Source organism: Streptomyces sp. NPDC059255 (genome assembly GCF_042752355.1).
Classification (GTDB): Bacteria; Actinomycetota; Actinomycetes; order Streptomycetales; family Streptomycetaceae; genus Streptomyces.
Genome location: NZ_JBHYZP010000026.1, coordinates 59,713 through 76,565, shown reverse-complemented (window position 1 = coordinate 76,565; position 16,853 = coordinate 59,713). Strand labels below are relative to the sequence as shown.

The 16,853-nt window shown below is 72.4% G+C and carries 14 protein-coding genes; 9 read left to right on the top strand and 5 right to left on the bottom strand.

The annotated features are described in order from the left end of the window. Positions 1-30: 30 nt before the first annotated feature. Both ACFXKG_RS26795 and ACFXKG_RS26790 read right to left on the bottom strand, forming a co-directional pair. Positions 31-1,557, bottom strand: coding sequence for a sensor histidine kinase (locus ACFXKG_RS26795; RefSeq protein WP_384844099.1), 1,527 nt, complete (start codon positions 1,555-1,557; stop codon positions 31-33). Then, entirely contained in the window at positions 1,554-2,216 is a 663-nt protein-coding gene (locus ACFXKG_RS26790; RefSeq protein WP_365811433.1) for a response regulator transcription factor, read from the bottom strand. The genes ACFXKG_RS26795 and ACFXKG_RS26790 overlap by 4 nt, the downstream gene beginning before the upstream one ends. Before the next feature lie 116 nt (positions 2,217-2,332). Between ACFXKG_RS26790 and ACFXKG_RS26785 the strand changes: the two genes are divergently transcribed. After that, a complete protein-coding gene (locus tag ACFXKG_RS26785) occupies positions 2,333-3,061 on the top strand; it encodes a PepSY domain-containing protein (protein ID WP_384844095.1) in 729 nt (242 codons plus the stop codon). Positions 3,062-3,234: 173 nt separating this feature from the next. Here the strand turns inward: ACFXKG_RS26785 and meaB are convergent, their stop codons facing one another. Continuing rightward, entirely contained in the window at positions 3,235-4,188 is a 954-nt protein-coding gene (gene meaB, locus ACFXKG_RS26780; protein WP_382892845.1) for a methylmalonyl Co-A mutase-associated GTPase MeaB, read from the bottom strand. 148 nt (positions 4,189-4,336) lie between these two features. Further along, positions 4,337-5,539, bottom strand: coding sequence for an acetyl-CoA C-acetyltransferase (locus ACFXKG_RS26775; protein ID WP_384844090.1), 1,203 nt, complete (start codon positions 5,537-5,539; stop codon positions 4,337-4,339). Between the two features lie 210 nt (positions 5,540-5,749). Between ACFXKG_RS26775 and mce the strand changes: the two genes are divergently transcribed. The 7 genes from mce to ACFXKG_RS26740 all read left to right on the top strand — a co-directional run bounded on the left by mce (position 5,750) and on the right by ACFXKG_RS26740 (position 15,138). After that, the gene (gene mce / locus ACFXKG_RS26770; RefSeq protein ID WP_365811426.1) at positions 5,750-6,178 is read left to right on the top strand and encodes a methylmalonyl-CoA epimerase; all 429 of its coding nucleotides are present in this window, start codon (positions 5,750-5,752) and stop codon (positions 6,176-6,178) included. A 159-nt stretch (positions 6,179-6,337) separates the two neighbouring features. After that, positions 6,338-10,060 (top strand): polarized growth protein Scy, encoded by a 3,723-nt coding sequence (gene scy / locus ACFXKG_RS26765; RefSeq protein ID WP_384844086.1) that lies wholly within the window; start codon positions 6,338-6,340, stop codon positions 10,058-10,060. A 134-nt stretch (positions 10,061-10,194) separates the two neighbouring features. Beyond that, positions 10,195-11,133, top strand: coding sequence for a cellulose-binding protein (locus ACFXKG_RS26760; RefSeq protein WP_384844083.1), 939 nt, complete (start codon positions 10,195-10,197; stop codon positions 11,131-11,133). Between the two features lie 90 nt (positions 11,134-11,223). Beyond that, entirely contained in the window at positions 11,224-12,144 is a 921-nt protein-coding gene (locus tag ACFXKG_RS26755; RefSeq protein ID WP_384844080.1) for an ABC transporter ATP-binding protein, read from the top strand. Between the two features lie 2 nt (positions 12,145-12,146). Next, entirely contained in the window at positions 12,147-12,926 is a 780-nt protein-coding gene (locus ACFXKG_RS26750; protein ID WP_384844077.1) for an ABC transporter permease subunit, read from the top strand. A 158-nt stretch (positions 12,927-13,084) separates the two neighbouring features. Continuing rightward, positions 13,085-14,239 (top strand): ABC transporter ATP-binding protein, encoded by a 1,155-nt coding sequence (locus ACFXKG_RS26745; protein WP_384844074.1) that lies wholly within the window; start codon positions 13,085-13,087, stop codon positions 14,237-14,239. Beyond that, a complete protein-coding gene (locus ACFXKG_RS26740; protein WP_384844072.1) occupies positions 14,236-15,138 on the top strand; it encodes an ABC transporter permease subunit in 903 nt (300 codons plus the stop codon). The genes ACFXKG_RS26745 and ACFXKG_RS26740 overlap by 4 nt, the downstream gene beginning before the upstream one ends. Positions 15,139-15,157: 19 nt before the next feature. On the opposite strand, the gene ACFXKG_RS26735 is transcribed toward ACFXKG_RS26740, so the two are convergent. Continuing rightward, positions 15,158-15,487: an ATP/GTP-binding protein gene (locus tag ACFXKG_RS26735; protein WP_365811414.1), complete on the bottom strand. Its 330-nt coding sequence runs from the start codon at positions 15,485-15,487 to the stop codon at positions 15,158-15,160. 210 nt (positions 15,488-15,697) lie between these two features. On the opposite strand from ACFXKG_RS26735, the gene ACFXKG_RS26730 reads away from it, so the two are divergent. After that, positions 15,698-16,726, top strand: coding sequence for an LLM class flavin-dependent oxidoreductase (locus ACFXKG_RS26730; protein WP_384844069.1), 1,029 nt, complete (start codon positions 15,698-15,700; stop codon positions 16,724-16,726). Positions 16,727-16,853: the final 127 nt, after the last annotated feature.

The window sequence follows — 16,853 nt, the reverse complement described above, 5'->3', positions numbered from 1 at the left end:
CGCGTCCCTGTCCCCGGCGTGCGACGGGGCCTACGCGCCGGCCTCGCCGGGGCCGGTCACGGCGGGCAGCCGGAGCTCGAAGAGGGCGCCGCCGGACGGCGCCCGGCCGACGGTGAGGGTGCCGCCGTGCCGCTCGGCCACATCGCGGGCGATGGCCAGCCCGAGACCGGCCCCGCCGTCGTCACGGCTGCGGGCGTCGTCGAGCCGGACGAACCGTTCGAAGATCCGCTCGCGCTCCGCCTCCGGCACCCCGGCGCCGTCGTCGGCGACCGCGAGCACCACCCAGGCGCCCACCCGGCGCACCGAGGTCTCGACCGAACCGGCCGCGTGCCGCTGGGCGTTGTCGAGGAGATTACCGAGCACCCGCGCCAGCTGACCGCGCGAACCCACCACGTCGAACCCCTCCCGGGCCCGCACGGCGACCGGGAAGCGGTCCGCCGCCCGCTGTGAGACCTCCTCGCGGACCAGCGCGCCCAGGTCGGTCCTGGTACGCCCCGGCCGCTCCCCCGCGTCCAGCCGCGCCAGCATCAGCAGGTCCCCGGCGAGTTGCTGGAGCCGTACGGTGTCCGCGACCGCGCCCGGCACGTCCAGCAACCCCGGGTGCGCGTGCCCCACTTCGAGCTGGGTGCGCAGGGAGGCGATGGGGCTGCGCAGTTCGTGCGAGGCGTCCGCGACGAAGCGGCGCTGCCGTTCCACCGCGGCCTCCAGCGCGGTCAGTGTCTCGTTGGTGGTCCGGGCCAGCCGGGCCACCTCGTCCCGGGTGGCGGGTTCGGGTACCCGCCGCGACAGGTCCTCGGAGGCGGTGATGGCCGCCATCTCGCTCCGGATGCCCTCCACCGGCCGCAGCGCGCGCCGCGTGACCAGCCAGGTCACTCCCCCGACGACCAGCAGCAGGACCGGCAGGCCCAGCAGCATCGCGACGGCGGTCGTGTTGACCGCGCTCTGCCGGTCGGCGAGGGTCGCGCCCGCGTGCACCACGACCGTCCGGCCGGTGCGGTCGGTGGCCTCGACCGTCGCGAAGCGGTAGTCGCCCGCCGTGCCCTCGACCGTCGCGCTCCCGTCGCTGTACGCCGTGGTGTCGTCGATCTCCCCCACGGCGGGGTCGTCGTCCCCGCCCTTCCCGCCGCCGTGGTCGTCGCCGCCGTCATCGTCGGAATCGTCGTCATCATCGGAGCTGCCGGAGCCACCCGTGCGCGCGGTCCCCGCCGGATCCGGTGCCGACCGCGCCGTGTCGACCGCGGGGACACCGGAGCCGCTGATCCGCTGCAGCCCCTCGCTGAGGGTGAGCAGCCGCCCGTCCTCGTCGGTCACCAGTACGGGGCTGTCCTCGGCGTCCGGCAGCTCCAGCTTGGCGTACGGGGTCCGGTCGGGGGCCCGGGCCGCGATGTCCAGGGCGACCTCGCGCGCCGCCCGGTCCCCGGCGCGCTCCGCCTGGCCGGTGAGGTTCACGCGCAGCGAGAGCAGGACGGCGACGCCCGCGGCCACCAGCGCCACCGCGACGACGGCGGTCGCGCCGAGCGACGCCTTGGCGCGTACCGACGAGAAGCGGCCGCTCACCGCGCGACCAGCCGGTATCCGGCGCCGCGCACCGTCTGGATGGACGCGGCGCCGAGCTTGCGGCGCAGCGCGCTGACGTAGACCTCGATGATGTTGGGATCGCCCTCGTAGGCGAAGTCCCAGACGTGCTCCAGGATCTCCGGCTTGCCGACGACCTGCCCGGCCCGTACCGCCAGTTGCTCCAGTACGGCGAACTCCTTGGCGGTGAGCGCCACTTCCGTACCGTCGCGGAAGACCCGGCGCGCGGCCGTGTCGACGCTGAGGGCGCCGATGCGCAGCACGGGCGAGGCACCGGCCGTACCGCGGCGGCGCAGCAGCGCCTTGACCCGGGCGACGAGGACGACGTAGGAGAACGGCTTGGTCAGGTAGTCGTCGGCGCCCGTGTCGAGCCCCTCCGCCTCGTCGTACTCGCCGTCCTTCGCCGTGAGCATCAGGATCGGTACGTCGTGGCCGGCGGCGCGCAGGGCGGCGCAGACCCGGTAGCCGTTCATGCCCGGCAGCATGATGTCGAGGACGACCAGGTCGTAGACGCCCTCACCGGCGCGGTGCAGCCCTTCGAGGCCGTCGTGGACGACATCGACGGCGAATCCCTCTGCGGTCAGGCCCTTGGCGAGTGACACCGCGAGCCGCTTCTCGTCCTCCACGATCAACAGGCGCATGCGCACAGCTTCGCAAACGGAACCTGAAGATCACTTCAGCTGACTTCAGCCTGGCTTCAGGTTCCGTACGGCAGATTGAAGGCGTTCGACACGGACCGACTCGGGAGGCCCTCCTCATGAAGCGCAACATCGTCATCGCAGCGATCACCGCGGCGGCCCTGATCGGCGGGGGTACGTACACGGCCGCGGTCGCCCTGAGCAGCGACCGCGGGAGCGACGACGCGGCACCGGTACTGCCGGTGGTCACCGCGACGCCGTCGCCCTCGGACAGCGCGTCGGACGACCCCGGGGACGACCGCGGCGGCCGGGGCGGCGGCGCGGACGACGACTCCTCGCCGGCCCCCGCCCCGACGCGGACGGCGACCGCGGCACCGGCCCCCGCGCCGACCGCGCCCCGGCCGGACCTCTCCGCGGCCCAGGCCGTCGCGGTGGCGCTCGCGGCGCATCCGGGTGCGGTGTCCTCGGTGGAGGCGGACGACGACGTGGCGGCCGGTGCCGCCGACCGGTGGGAGGTCGATCTGCTCGCCGAGAACGGCCGCTGGCTGGAGCTGCGGATCGACGCGGCGACGGGGACGGTCCGAGTGGTTCCCGACGACGATGATGACGATGACGACAGCGACGACCGCGCGGCCCTGCGCGCCGCCACGGTCGACGTCCGGCGGGCGATGACCGCCGCGCTCGCCTCCGTACCCGGAACGGTGACCTCGGCGGAGCTGGACGACGACCGGGGCGGGCCCTGGGAGGTCGACGTACGCGGCAAGGACGGCCGTACGCACGAACTGAACGTCAACTCGACGACCGGCAAGGTGACGGTGGACCGCGACGATGACCGGGACGCCGACTGACACCGACTGACGCCGGCTGACGCCGACTGACGTCATCGGGAGTCGGCCGGCGTCATCCGACGACGGCCGGCATCGGCCGGCTTCGGTTGACGGGGAGTCGGCCGAAGCCGGCCGATGGGCCGGACGGGCGGGCCGGACGCACCGGAAGGGCCGGGCACACCGGGCGGGCCGGGTTACGAGGTGATCCCCGCGACCAGTTCGTCCGCCGCCGTGTACGGGTCCAGCTCCCCCGCCACGATGCGCTCGGCCAGCGCGTCCAGGCGCCGGTCGCCGTGCAGGTCGCCGATGCGCCTGCGCAGCGCGGTGACCGCGATGGTCTCCACCTCGTGGGCCGCGCGGCGGGCCCGGCGCTCGGCGAGGACGCCGTGCTCCTCCATCCAGGCGCGGTGCTTCTCCAGCGCCTCCACCACCTCGTCGATGCCCTCGCCCCGCGCGGCGACGGTCTTCACGATCGGCGGGCGCCAGTCGCCGGGGCCCCGGGACTCGCCGAGGCCCAGCATGTGGTTGAGCTCGCGGGCCGTGGCGTCGGCCCCGTCGCGGTCCGCCTTGTTGACCACGTACACGTCGCCGATCTCCAGGATCCCCGCCTTGGCCGCCTGGATCCCGTCGCCCATGCCGGGCGCGAGCAGCACCACCGAGGTGTCGGCCTGCGAGGCGATCTCGACCTCCGACTGGCCGACCCCCACGGTCTCCACGATGATCACGTCGCACCCCGCCGCGTCCAGCACCCGGATCGCCTGCGGGGCCGCCCAGGCCAGCCCGCCGAGATGGCCGCGGGTCGCCATCGAGCGGATGTAGACACCGGGGTCGGAGGCGTGCTCGGACATCCGGACCCGGTCGCCGAGGAGCGCGCCGCCGGAGAACGGGGAGGAGGGGTCGACCGCCAGTACGGCGACCCGCCGGCCCGCCCGGCGGTACGCGGAGACCAGTGCCGAGGTCGAGGTCGACTTGCCGACGCCCGGCGATCCGGTCAGGCCGATGACGTACGCGTTGCCCGCGAGCGGGGCCAGCGCCGCCATCACCTCGCGGAGCTGCGGGGACGCCCCCTCGACGAGAGAGATCAGCCGGGCCACGGCTCGCGGCCGGCCCTCGCGTGCCTGAGCCACCAGTCCGGGGACGTCCTGCATCACAGCTCCGTTCCTGTCGTTCTCCGGTACGGCCGGCCGACACGTGGCCCGTTCGGGTCAGGCCTGTTCGGGTCAGGCCCGTTCAGGTCACGCTCGTTCGGGTAAGGCTCGTTCGGGTAGGGCTCGTCCGCGTACGGCCCGCGTCCCGTCAACGGCGCGGCACGCTGACGATCAGCGCGTCCCCCTGGCCGCCGCCCCCGCACAGCGCCGCCGCGCCGGTGCCGCCGCCGCGCCGCTTCAGCTCCAGCGCCAGGTGGAGGACGAGCCGGGCGCCCGACATCCCGATCGGGTGGCCGAGGGCGATCGCGCCGCCGTTCACGTTCACCTTTTCCGGGGACACCCCGAGGTCCTTCATCGACTGCACGGCGACCGCCGCGAACGCCTCGTTGATCTCGATGAGGTCCAGCTCGTCCACGCCGAGACCGGACTTCTCCAGGGCGTGCCAGATCGCGTTCGACGGCTGGGACTGGAGGGAGTTGTCCGGGCCCGCGACATTGCCGTGCGCGCCGATCTCGGCCAGCCACTCCAGGCCCAGCTCCTCGGCCTTCGCCCGGCTCATGACGACGACCGCGGCCGCGCCGTCGGAGATCTGCGAGGAGGTGCCCGCCGTGATCGTGCCGTCCTTCGCGAACGCGGGGCGCAGCCGGGCCAGCGACTCCACGGTGGTCTCGGCGCGGATCCCCTCGTCCTGCGAGAAGAGCACCGGTTCGCCCTTGCGCTGCGGGATCTCCACCGGGGTGATCTCGGCATCGAACACGCCGTTCTTCTGGGCGGCGGCGGCCCGCTGGTGGGAGAGCGCGGCGAACTCGTCCTGCGGGGCGCGGGCGATACCGAGGCGGGTGTTGTGCTTCTCCGTGGACTCCCCCATGGCGATGGACTCGAAGGAGTCGGTCAGCCCGTCGTACGCCATCGAGTCGAGCATCTCGATGGCACCGTACTTGTGGCCTTCGCGGGACTTGGTCAGCAGGTGTGGCGCGTTCGTCATCGATTCCTGGCCACCCGCGACGACGATGTCGAACTCGCCCGCGCGGATGAGCTGGTCGGCCAGCGCGATCGCGTCGAGCCCGGAGAGGCAGACCTTGTTGACGGTGAGCGCGGGAACGTCCATCGGGATGCCGGCCTTGACGGCGGCCTGGCGGGCGGGGATCTGCCCCGCGCCGGCCTGGAGCACCTGGCCCATGATCACGTACTGCACCTGGTCGCCGCCGATACCGGCCCGCTCCAGGGCGGCCTTGATGGCGAATCCGCCCAGGTCGGCGCCGGAGAAGGTCTTGAGCGAGCCGAGGAGCCGTCCCATGGGGGTACGGGCGCCGGCGACGATCACGGAGGTGGTGGTGTTCGTTCCAGACATGGGACGCGATCCCCTTTTGTGTGCGGCTGCGTGCGGTGTGAGGAGGGAGCTTGCGGGAGAGGACGGAAGGAGGGGGAAGGAAACGAGCGGACAGTCGTGTGAACGACGGTTCACTTCAAATGTACTGAGCCGCATACCTTCGGGTCACCCGGCGGCGCGTGTGATCGCGCGCACGTTGCGTAATCACCCCCGCACCGCTGCACTGTCATCATGCTGACGCGAATCGACCACATCGGAATCGCCTGTTTCGACCTCGACGCGACGGTCGAGTTCTACCGGGCCACCTACGGCTTCGAGGTCTTCCACACCGAGGTCAACGAGGAGCAGGGCGTACGCGAGGCCATGCTCAAGATCAACGAGACCTCCGACGGCGGGGCTTCGTACCTTCAGCTCCTCGAACCCGTCCGGGAGGACTCACCCGTCGGCAAGTGGCTGGCGAAGAACGGGGAGGGCGTCCATCACATCGCGTTCGGGACCGCGGACGTGGACGGGGACGCCCAGGCCGTGCGCGACAAGGGCGTACGGGTCCTCTACGACGAGCCGCGCACCGGCTCGATGGGGTCGCGCATCACCTTCCTCCACCCCAAGGACTGCCACGGTGTACTCACAGAACTGGTCACCTCCCGCCCGGAGCACTGACCTTAAGGATTCCCGGCCCGGTAGAGTGGCGCTTCCGGGCCGGGGCCGGGCCGGGGCCGCGCCCCTGTCGTCTATCTGTCACCATTCCCCCGGGGGTCCGTTCGCCGAGAACGGTGCCCAATAGGGCAGTTGCGACCAGGGGACGGATGGGACCGCGCAGTGCGGGGCTACGAAAGCCAGCAGGGCCACCGAGCTGAGGACGACCACCTCTCGCGGTTCGAAGCCGAGATGGACCGGCTGAAGACCGCGCGGGAGAAGGCCGTCCAGCACGCCGAGGACCTCGGTTACCAGGTCGAGGTGTTGCGCGCCAAGCTCCACGAGGCACGGCGCGCTCTGGCGACCCGTCCTTCGTCCTCGTACGACAGCGGCGACCTCGGGTACCAGGCCGAACAGCATCTGCGGAACGCCCAGATGCAGGCCGAGCAGATGCGCCAGGAGGCCGAGCGCGAACTGCGGGAGGCGCGCGCCCAGACGCAGCGCATCCTCCAGGAACACGCCGAGCACCAGGCGCGGCTCCAGGCCGAGCTGCACACGGAGGCCGTCCAGCGGCGCCAGCGGCTCGACCAGGAACTGGCGGAGCGCCGGCAGACCGTCGAGTCCCACGTCAACGAGAACGTCGCCTGGGCCGAGCAGCTCCGCGCCCGTACGGAGGCCCAGGCCAGGCGGCTGATGGACGAGTCACGCGCCGAGGCCGAGCAGTCGCTCGCCGCGGCGCGCGCGGAGGCCGCGCGGGTCGCCGACGAGGCGCGGCGCCGGCTGGGTTCCGAGGCCGAGTCGGCCCGGTCCGAGGCCGAGGCGCTGCTGCTGCGGGCCCGCAGGGACGCCGAGCGGATGCTGAACGCCGCGTCCACGCAGGCGCAGGAGGCCAGCAGCCACGCCGAGCAGCTCCGCACCTCCACCACCGCCGAGGCCGACCAGGCCCGCCAGCAGGCCACCGAGCTGAGCCGCGCCGCCGAGCAGCGGATGCAGGCCGCCGACGAGCGGATGCGGGAGGCCCGCGCCGAGGCCGACAAGGTCGTCACGGAGGCGAAGGAGACCGCGGCCAAGCGGCTGTCGGGCGCCGAGTCGCAGAACGAGCAGCGCACCCGTACGGCCAAGTCCGAGATCGCCCGGCTGGTCAACGAGGCGACCAAGGAGGCCGAGGCCACGAAGGCGGAGGCCGAGCAGGCCCTCGCCGACGCCCGCGCCGAGGGCGAGAAGCTGGTCGCGGAGGCCGCCGAGAAGGCCCGTACGGTCGCCGCGGAGGACACCGCGGCCCAGCTCGCCAAGGCGGCCCGTACCGCCGAAGAGGTCCTGACGAAGGCGTCCGACGACGCGCAGGCCACCACCCGCTCGGCGAGCGAGGAGGCCGACCGGATCCGCCGCGAGGCGGAGGCCGAGGCGGACCGGCTGCGCGGCGAGGCGGCCGAGCAGGCCGACCAGCTCAAGGGCGCGGCCAAGGACGACACGAAGGAGTACCGCGCCAAGACGGTCGAGCTCCAGGAGGAGGCGCGCCGGCTGCGCGGCGAGGCCGAGCAGCTCAGGGCCGACGCGGTCGCCGAGGGCGAGCGGATCCGCGGCGAGGCCCGCAGGGAGGCCGTCCAGCAGATCGAGGAGGCGGCCAGGTCCGCCGAGGAACTGCTGACGAAGGCGAAGGCCGACGCCGACGACGTACGCAACGGGGCGACGACCGAGAGCGAGCGGGTACGCACCGAGGCCATCGAGCGCGCCTCGACGCTGCGCCGCCAGGCCGAGGAGACCCTGGAGCGCACCCGCGCCGAGGCGGAGCGGCTGCGCGAGGAGGGCGAGGACCTCGCCGAGGTGATGCGGGCCGCCGCCGAGCAGGCCGCCACGGAGCTGCGCGAGGAGGCCGAGCGGGGTGTCGAGGCGCGCAAGGCCGAGGCGGCCGGCGAGCTGACCCGGCTGCACACCGAGGCCGAGCAGCGCTTCGCGTCCGCCGAGGAGGCGCTGGCCGACGCGCGCGCCGAGAGCGAGCGGATCCGCCGTGAGGCGGCCGAGGAGGCCGAGCGGCTGCGCGCCGAGACCGCGGAGCGCAGCCGTACGCTCCAGGCGCAGGCCGAGGAGGAGGCGGAGCGGCTGCGCACCCAGGCGGCCCAGGACGCCTCGGAGTCCCGCGCCGAGGCGGAGAACGCGGCGGTACGGCTGCGTACGGAGGCCGCCACGGAGGCGGAGCGGCTCAGGACCGAGGCGCAGGAGACCGCCGACCGGATCAGGGCGGAGGCGGGCGCCGCCGCGGAGCGGGTCGGCGCCGAGGCCGCCGAGGCGCTCGCCGCCGCGCAGGAGGAGGCGAGCCGCCGGCGCCGCGAGGCCGAGGAGACCCTGTCGGGCGCCCGCGCGGAGGCGGAGCAGGAGCGCGAGCGCGCCCGCGAGCAGAGCGAGGAGCTGCTCGCGTCGGCCCGTAAACGCGTCGAGGACGCGGGCACCGAGGCGCAGCGGCTGGTCGGCGAGGCCGACTACCGCGCCACGGAACTGGTGGCCGCCGCGGAGCAGACCGCCCAGCAGGTACGGGACGCGGTCGCGGGGCTGCACGACCAGGCCGAGCAGGAGATCCTGGCGCAGCGGGTCGCCGCCGAGCAGGCCGCGGACCAGCTCAGGGCGGAGACGCGCGAGGAGTCGGAGCGGGTCCGCGCGGAGGCCTACGCGGAGCGCGAGCGGGCCGCCGAGGAGGCGCACCGGCTCCGTACCCGCTCCCAGGAGGAGTCGGAGGCCGCGCAGGCGCTCGCCGAGCGCACGGTGGGCGACGCGATCGGCGAGGCGGAGCGGATGCGCGCCGACACCGCCGAGTACGCGCAGCGGGTACGGACGGAGGCGTCGGACGCGCTGGCGGCGGCGGAGCAGGACGCGTCCCGCAGCCGCGCCGAGGCCCGCGAGGACGCCAACCGGATGCGGAGCGACGCGGCCGGGCAGGCCGACCGGCTCATCGGTGAGGCATCGGGCGAGGCCGAGCGGATGCGCGCGGAGGCCGCGGAGACGGTGGGCGCCGCGCAGCAGGCGGCGCAGCGGATGCGCGCCGAGGCGGAGCAGCACAAGCGGGAGAGCGAGGCCACGGCCGAGCGGGTCAGGAACGAGGCGCAGGAGGAGACGGACTGGCTGCTGGACGAGGCGCGCAAGGACGCGGCGAAGCGCCGTTCCGACGCGGCCGAGCAGGCGGACCAGCTCATCAACAAGGCCCAGGAGGAGGGGCTGCGCGCCGCCACCGAGGCCGAGAAGCAGGCCGACGCGCTGGTGGGCGCGGCCCGCAAGGAGGCGGCCCGGATCACCTCGGACGCGACGGTCGACGGCAACTCCCTGGTGGAGCAGGCCCGTTCGGATGCGAACGAGCTGCTGGTCGGGGCGCGCCGGGACGCGACGGCGATCCGGGAGCGGGGCGAGGAGCTGCGCCGGCGCGTCGAGAACGAGATCGAGCAACTCCACGAGCGGGCGCGACGCGAGACGTCCGAGCAGCTCAGGACGGCGGGCGAGCGCGTCGACAAGCTGATGAAGGCCGCCGACGAGCAGCGCGCCGAGGCCGAGCAGAAGGCCAAGGAGCTGGTCGCGGACGCCAATTCGGAGGCGAGTTCGGTCCGGATCTCGGCGGTGCGCAAGGCGGAGGGGCTGCTCAAGGAGGCCGAGCAGAAGAAGGCCACCTTGGTCAGGGAGGCCGAGCAACTGCGCGCCGAGGCGGCCTCGGAGGCGAAACAGATGGTGGACGAGGGCAAACGCGAGCTGGAAGTCCTGGTGCGCAGGCGCGAGGACATCCAGGCCGAGATCTCCCGTGTCCAGGATGTGCTGGAGGCGCTGGAGTCGTTCGAGGCTCCGTCAGGAGGCGGGAAGGACAATCCCGTCAAGGCGGGCGCTACGGCCGGAACCACCCGTTCGAGTAGCAAGTCTTCCGACAGTTAGTGCCTCAGGGGGGCGACTTGCCACTCAAAAGGCTGGACATTCTCCATATCAAACCTGCATCGGCTCGATGACACGCCGCTTAGGCCCCTAGGATTCCCCCTATCACCTCACCGGTCTCATTCGACAGGAACCCCATGAGCGACACTTCCTCCCCATTCGGCTTCGAGCTCGTGCGGCGTGGTTACGACCGCGGTCAGGTGGACGACCGCATTACCAAACTCGTCGCCGACCGTGACAGTGCACTGGCCCGCATCACCGCTCTCGAAAAGCGCATCGAGGAACTCCACCTTGAGACGCAGAACGCCCAGGCCCAGGTCAGCGACGCGGAGCCGTCGTACGCCGGCCTCGGCGCCCGCGTCGAGAAGATCCTCCGCCTCGCCGAGGAGGAGGCGAAGGACCTGCGCGAGGAGGCCCGTCGCGCGGCGGAACAGCACCGTGAGCTCGCCGAGTCGGCGGCCCAGCAGGTGCGCAACGACGCCGAGGCGTTCGCCACCGAGCGCAAGGCGAAGGCCGAGGACGAGGGCGTCCGTATCGTCGACAAGGCGAAGGGCGACGCGCAGACGCTGCGTTCGGACGCGCAGAAGGACGCGCAGTCCAAGCGCGAGGAGGCGGACGCGCTCTTCGAGGAGACCCGTGCCAAGGCCGCCCAGGCCGCGGCGGACTTCGAGACGAACCTCGCCAAGCGGCGTGAGCAGTCGGAGCGCGACCTGGCGTCCCGTCAGGCGAAGGCCGAGAAGCGCCTGGCGGAGATCGAGCACCGCGCCGAGCAGCTTCGTCTGGAGGCCGAGAAGCTGCGTACGGACGCGGAGCGCAGGGCCCGTCAGACCGTCGAGACGGCGCAGCGTCAGTCCGAGGACATCGTGGCGGACGCGAACGCCAAGGCCGACCGGATCCGCAGCGAATCGGAGCGCGAGCTGGCGGCGCTCACGAACCGCCGCGACTCGATCAACGCCCAGCTCACCAACGTCCGCGAGATGCTGGCGACGCTGACGGGTGCCGCGGTGGCCGCCGCCGGTTCCCCGGCGGACGACGAGCCGATCTCCCGCGGGGTCCCGGCGCAGCAGTCGCGCTGAGCACCCGGGCCCGCCGCGTACGGGCCCGATCGCACGAAGCCCCCCGTCACTCCGGTGGCGGGGGGCTTCGTGCGCGCTTAGGTTGGCCGCATGATCGAGGTAGAGGGGCTGACCAAGCACTTCGGCCGCAAGGTCGCGGTCGATCACCTCTCCTTCCAGGTCCGGCCCGGGGTGGTGACGGGCTTTCTCGGGCCCAACGGGGCGGGCAAGTCGACCACGATGCGGATGATGCTCGATCTGGACAATCCGACCGGCGGCTCGGTCCGGATCGACGGAAGGCACTACCGGGAGCTCGCGGAACCGCTCAAGCACATCGGGGCGCTGCTGGAGGCCAGGTCCGTGCACGGGGGCCGCAGCGCCGCCAACAACCTCCGCTGCCTGGCGCAGAGCAACCGCATCCCGGAGAGCCGGATCGCCGAGGTCCTCGACGTGGTCGGGCTGACCGCGGTGGCGCGGAGGAAACCGAAGGGGTTCTCCCTGGGGATGGGGCAGCGGCTCGGTATCGCGGCGGCGCTGCTCGGTGATCCGAAGATCTTGATGTTCGACGAGCCGGTGAATGGTCTGGACCCCGAGGGAATCCACTGGATCCGCAATCTTATGAAGGCGCTCGCACATGAAGGACGCACGATCTTCGTATCCAGTCATCTGATGAGTGAAATGGCCCTGACCGCAGATCACTTGATCGTCATCGGGCAGGGCAGACTGCTCGCGAACACCTCGATGGCGGACTTCATCCACGCGAATTCCCGGAGTTACGCGCGCGTGCGTTCCCCGCAGCGTGAAGAGTTGAAGGACATGCTGCACGGGGCGGGTTTCCGGGCGCTCGACGCGGGCGGCGGCGGGCTGGAGATCGACGGGGCGACGACGGAGGAACTGGGCGAGCTGGCCGCCCGGCACGGGATCGTGCTGCATGAGCTGAGCGACCGGCGCGCCTCCCTCGAAGAAGCGTTCATGCGGATGACCGCGGAGTCGGTGGAGTACCACTCCCGCGGGGCCGGCGAGGGGGCCTGACCATGGCATCGGTTCCCGCGGTCCTCCGCTCCGAGTGGACCAAGATCCGTACCGTCTCCTCCACGACCTGGACGCTGATCAGCGCCCTCATCGTGACGGTGGCCCTGGGCGGGGCGCTCTCGGCGGTGCTGAACTCCCAGTTCGGCACCCTCTCCGAGATGGAGCGGGCGGCCTTCGACCCGACGTACACCAGCTTCTCCGGGATGGTGCTCGGACAGCTCGCGATGGTGGTCTTCGGGGTGCTGGTGGTCGGCTCCGAGTACAGCTCGGGCATGATCCGCGGTTCGCTGGCGGCCGTGCCGCGGCGCGGCACGTTCCTCTTCTGCAAGATCCTGGTCGCCGGGGTACTGGCCCTGGTGGTCGGGGTGATCACCGGCTTCGCGGCGTTCTTCCTCGGCCAGGCACTGCTGGGGAGGCACGGCACGGGCATCGGCGAGCCGGACGTCCTGCGCGCGGTGATCGGCAGCGGTCTCTACATGACCTTGATCGCGCTCTTCGCGATGGGGGTCACCGCGATGCTGCGCAGCTCGATCCTCTCGCTCGGCATCCTGATGCCGTTCTTCTTCCTCGTCTCGCAGATCCTGGCGGCCGTCCCGGGCACCAGGACCGTCGCCCGCTACTTCCCCGACCAGGCGGGACGCCAGATCACCCAGGTGGTACCGGGCGCCGTGAACTCGTCCGCGGCGCCGTACGGCCCGTGGGAGGGGCTGGGGATCATGGCACTGTGGGTGGTGGCCGCGCTGGCGGGCGGCTACGCGGTACTGAAGAAGCGCGACGCGTAGGGGGGCGGGGCGCAGGAGCCGCCGGGGCGGGCCGACTCTCCGCCGGAACGACTTGGCCGGAACCGTCAACGCGTGGATATCCTCCTTACTCAAACGGGGGCCTTCGGCCCGGACCGGCGACTGCCCCGATGACCTGACCTGTCGATGGGGCTGGAAGAATGATCGAGGCAGTCGGCCTGACGAAGCGCTACGGCGCCAAGACAGCCGTGTACAACCTTTCCTTCCAGGTACGACCGGGTCATGTCACCGGGTTCCTGGGCCCCAACGGCTCCGGCAAGTCCACGACGATGCGGATGATCCTCGGCCTCGACCGGCCCACCAGCGGCCATGTCACGGTCGGCGGCCACCCCTTCCGGCAGCTCCCGAACGCGCCCCGGCACGTCGGCGCGCTCCTCGACGCCAAGGCCGTGCACGGCGGGCGCAGCGCGCGCAACCACCTCCTCTCGCTCGCCCAGCTCTCCGGGATCCCCGCGGCCAGGGTCGACGAGGTCCTCGGCGTCGTCGGCCTCCAGGACGTCGCCAAGCAGCGCTCCAAGGGCTTCTCGCTCGGTATGGGGCAGCGGCTGGGTATCGCGGCGGCGCTCCTCGGTGATCCTCAGGTGCTGCTCTTCGACGAGCCGGTCAACGGTCTCGACCCCGAGGGCATCCTCTGGGTCCGCAATCTGATGAAGAAGCTCGCGAGCGAGGGCCGTACGGTCTTCGTCTCCTCGCACCTCATGAGCGAGATGGCGGTGACCGCCGACCACCTCATCGTGATCGGCCGTGGTCAGCTCCTCTCCGACATGAGCGTCAAGGACTTCATTTCGGCCAACTCGGCCGACTTCGCCAGGGTCCGCACCCCGGAGGACGACGGGCCCGAGCAACGGGAGAAGCTGACCTCGGCGCTCACCGGCGCGGGCGGCCAGGTGCTCTCCGAGCCGGACGGCGCGCTCCGGGTCACCGGGCTGCCGCTGCCCCGCATCAGCGAGCTGGCGCACGGCGCGGACGTACGGCTCTGGGAGCTCTCCCCGCACCAGGCGTCGCTGGAGGAGGCGTACATGCGGCTGACGCAGAGCGCCGTGGACTACCGCTCCACGGCCGACGCCCTCGCCGGCTTCGTCCCGCCGCCCCAGCCGCCCGGCTACGGGCCTCCGCAGGGGTACGGGGCTCCCGTGCCGGGTCAGCACGGGGCCGTGACGCCGGTGGTCCCCGAGGTGCCCCAGCAGGGCTGGTTCCCCCCGCCGCCGCCCGCCCCGAACCCGTACCAGCAGGACGTCGCGGCCCCCGTCGCGGAGCCGATGCCGAAGCGCGACAGCAGCGAGGACACCCAGTGACCACTCCGCCGGCCCCGTACCAGCAGCCGCAGCAGCCCCAGGCCCCTCAGCAGACCGTCCCGTCCCAGGGATACGTTCCGCACCAGCCGGTGCCGTACATCTCGCCGATCCCGGCGCGGCGGGCCCACCTCGGCGACGCCCTGGCCTCCGAGTGGACGAAGCTGCGCTCCGTACGGTCCACGATGTGGTCCCTCGGCGTGATGATCCTGCTGATGGTGGGCATCGGGCTGCTCGCGGCGGCGGTCGTCGCCGCCACGCGGGACGCCGGTGGCGGCGACGTCGACGCCACCGGCGAGAACGTGCTCACGCTCGGCTTCTTCGGGGTGCTGCTCGGCTCACTCTGCGTGATGACGCTCGGGGTGCTGACCATGTCCTCCGAGTACGGCACGGGCATGATCCGTACGACGCTCACCGCCTGCCCCAGCCGGGGCCGGGTGCTCACCGCCAAGGCGCTGGTCTACTTCGCCGTGGTCTTCACCGTCTCGACCCTGACCACGCTGGTCGTCGCCGCGCTCCAGACCACGATCATCGACGCGACCGCGCCCGCCACCTCCGAGTGGCTCCGCGCGACGGTCGGCGTCAGCCTCTACCTGTCGCTGCTCGGGCTGCTCTCGATGGCGGTCGGCGCGCTGGTCAAGCACTCGGCGGGCGCGATCACCGTGATGGTCGGCCTGGTGCTGGTGCCGCTCGTCCTCGCGATGTTCATGTTCTCCAGGTCGCTCAGGGGCGTCCAGGATTTCCTGTTCGCGTACTCGATCCCGAGCCAGCTCATCCAGTTCTACGGGACCGCCTTCGTCGGCCGGGGGCCGCACGGCTGGACCCCGCTGTGGATCATCCTGGGGATGACGGCGATCGCGATGGCGGGCGCGTACTTCTCACTGGACCGGCGCGACGCGTAAGCCCTTCCACCGACCCGGTCTAGTACTTCGGCGCGTTACGGGACCGCTGCACCCGCGAGGTGCGGCGGTCCTTCGCGTTCCAGCAGGACTGGTGCCAGTGCCGCCGGTCGTCGACGCCGCCGTACTCGGGCCAGGCGACCACGTGGGCCACGGCGGAGGGGATCTCCTGGTCGCATCCCGGGCAGCGGTACCGCTTGCCCACGGCACTTGCCCCGGCCACGTGGCGAACTGACCAATTCTCGCCCTGCCAGGTTTCCGATCGCTGGAAGCCGCCGTACCGGTCGCCGGACTCGGCGGCTCGGTCGGTCGGGTTCTCGCCGCCTCGGGGGCGGTTGCGACGCGGGGACACGGGACACCTCACGGGGCAGACAGCACGGACCGATTCCAGCCTACGGCCCGCTCCACCGGGCAGACGCCCTCCGAGACGCCCGGACCTCGCCTCCACAGAAGCCACTTACCGGACAATCGCACGAGTTTTGCGTCCGGCCGTGCCTTTGGCACGTGTCAGGCGTTGTTGCCAGTAGGGGGAGTCGCGTCGGCCGCAAGGAGGCAGTAGGCGATGCGTGTTGGAGCTTTTGTACTGGCCGCCCAGTTCCCGGGCCAGGGACAGGGGGAAGCACTGCACCGGGCGGTGCGCACCGCGGAGCAGGCCGAGGATTCGGGGCTCGACGCGGTCTGGCTCGCCGAGCACCACTTCGTGCCGTACGGCGTCTGCCCGTCGGCCGTGACGCTGGCCGCGCTGCTGCTCGGCCGTACGCGACACATCCGGGTGGGTACGGCGGTCAGCGTGTTGCCGAACGTGCATCCGGTGGCGCTCGGCGAACAGGCCGCGCTGCTCCATGTCCTCTCCGGCGGGCGCTTCACCCTCGGGGTGGGACGGGGTGGCCCCTGGGTCGACCTGGAGGTCTTCGGGACGGGGCTGAGCGCCTACGAGCGCGACTTCCCGGAGGCCCTGGAGCTGCTGCTGCGCTGGCTGCGGGAGGCGCGGGTGGCGGCCTCCGGGGAGCGGTACGCCTTCCGTGAGGTCCCCGTCGTACCGCGCACCGACGAGCTGACGCGCCCCGGCCGGGGACCCGAGACGATCATGGCCTGTACGTCACCCAGGAGCGTACGGCTGGCCGCCCGGCACGGGCTCCCGATGCTGCTCGGCATGCACTGCGGCGACGAGGAGAAGGCGGAGATGGTCGCCCTGTGGCGCACGCACGCACGCGCGTGCGGCCTGCCTCCCGCCGAGATCGAGCGTGCCCCGCATGTGTCGGCCGGCGTGGCACAGATCGCCGACGCCCGTGCCGGGGCGGTGGAAACGCTGGTCAAGGCGATGCCCGGCTGGCTGCGCCAGGGGCTCGGCGCGCATGTGACGGTCGACGGCCGGGCGCGTTCGATGCGCGACCCGCTGGGGTACACGGAACTGCTCTGCGCCCTGCACCCGGTGGGCTCGCCGAGGCTGGCGGCGGACCGGCTCGCGGCCACGGCGGAGCGTACGGGCATCAGGCGCTTCGCGCTGCTCGTGGAGGGCTCCGGCGATCTGGCCGCGACGGAGGAGAACGTACGGCGCCTGGGGACGGAGGTGCTGCCGCTGCTCACCTAGGGAACGACAGACCCTGGCGGGGAGCGGCTCCGGAGGACCGGCGGATACGCAGGGGACGGGGAGGACCGGGGGCGGCGTACGGAGTACTCACGGGACGTCAGGGACGCTGCCGCTCCGGCACCGTGGT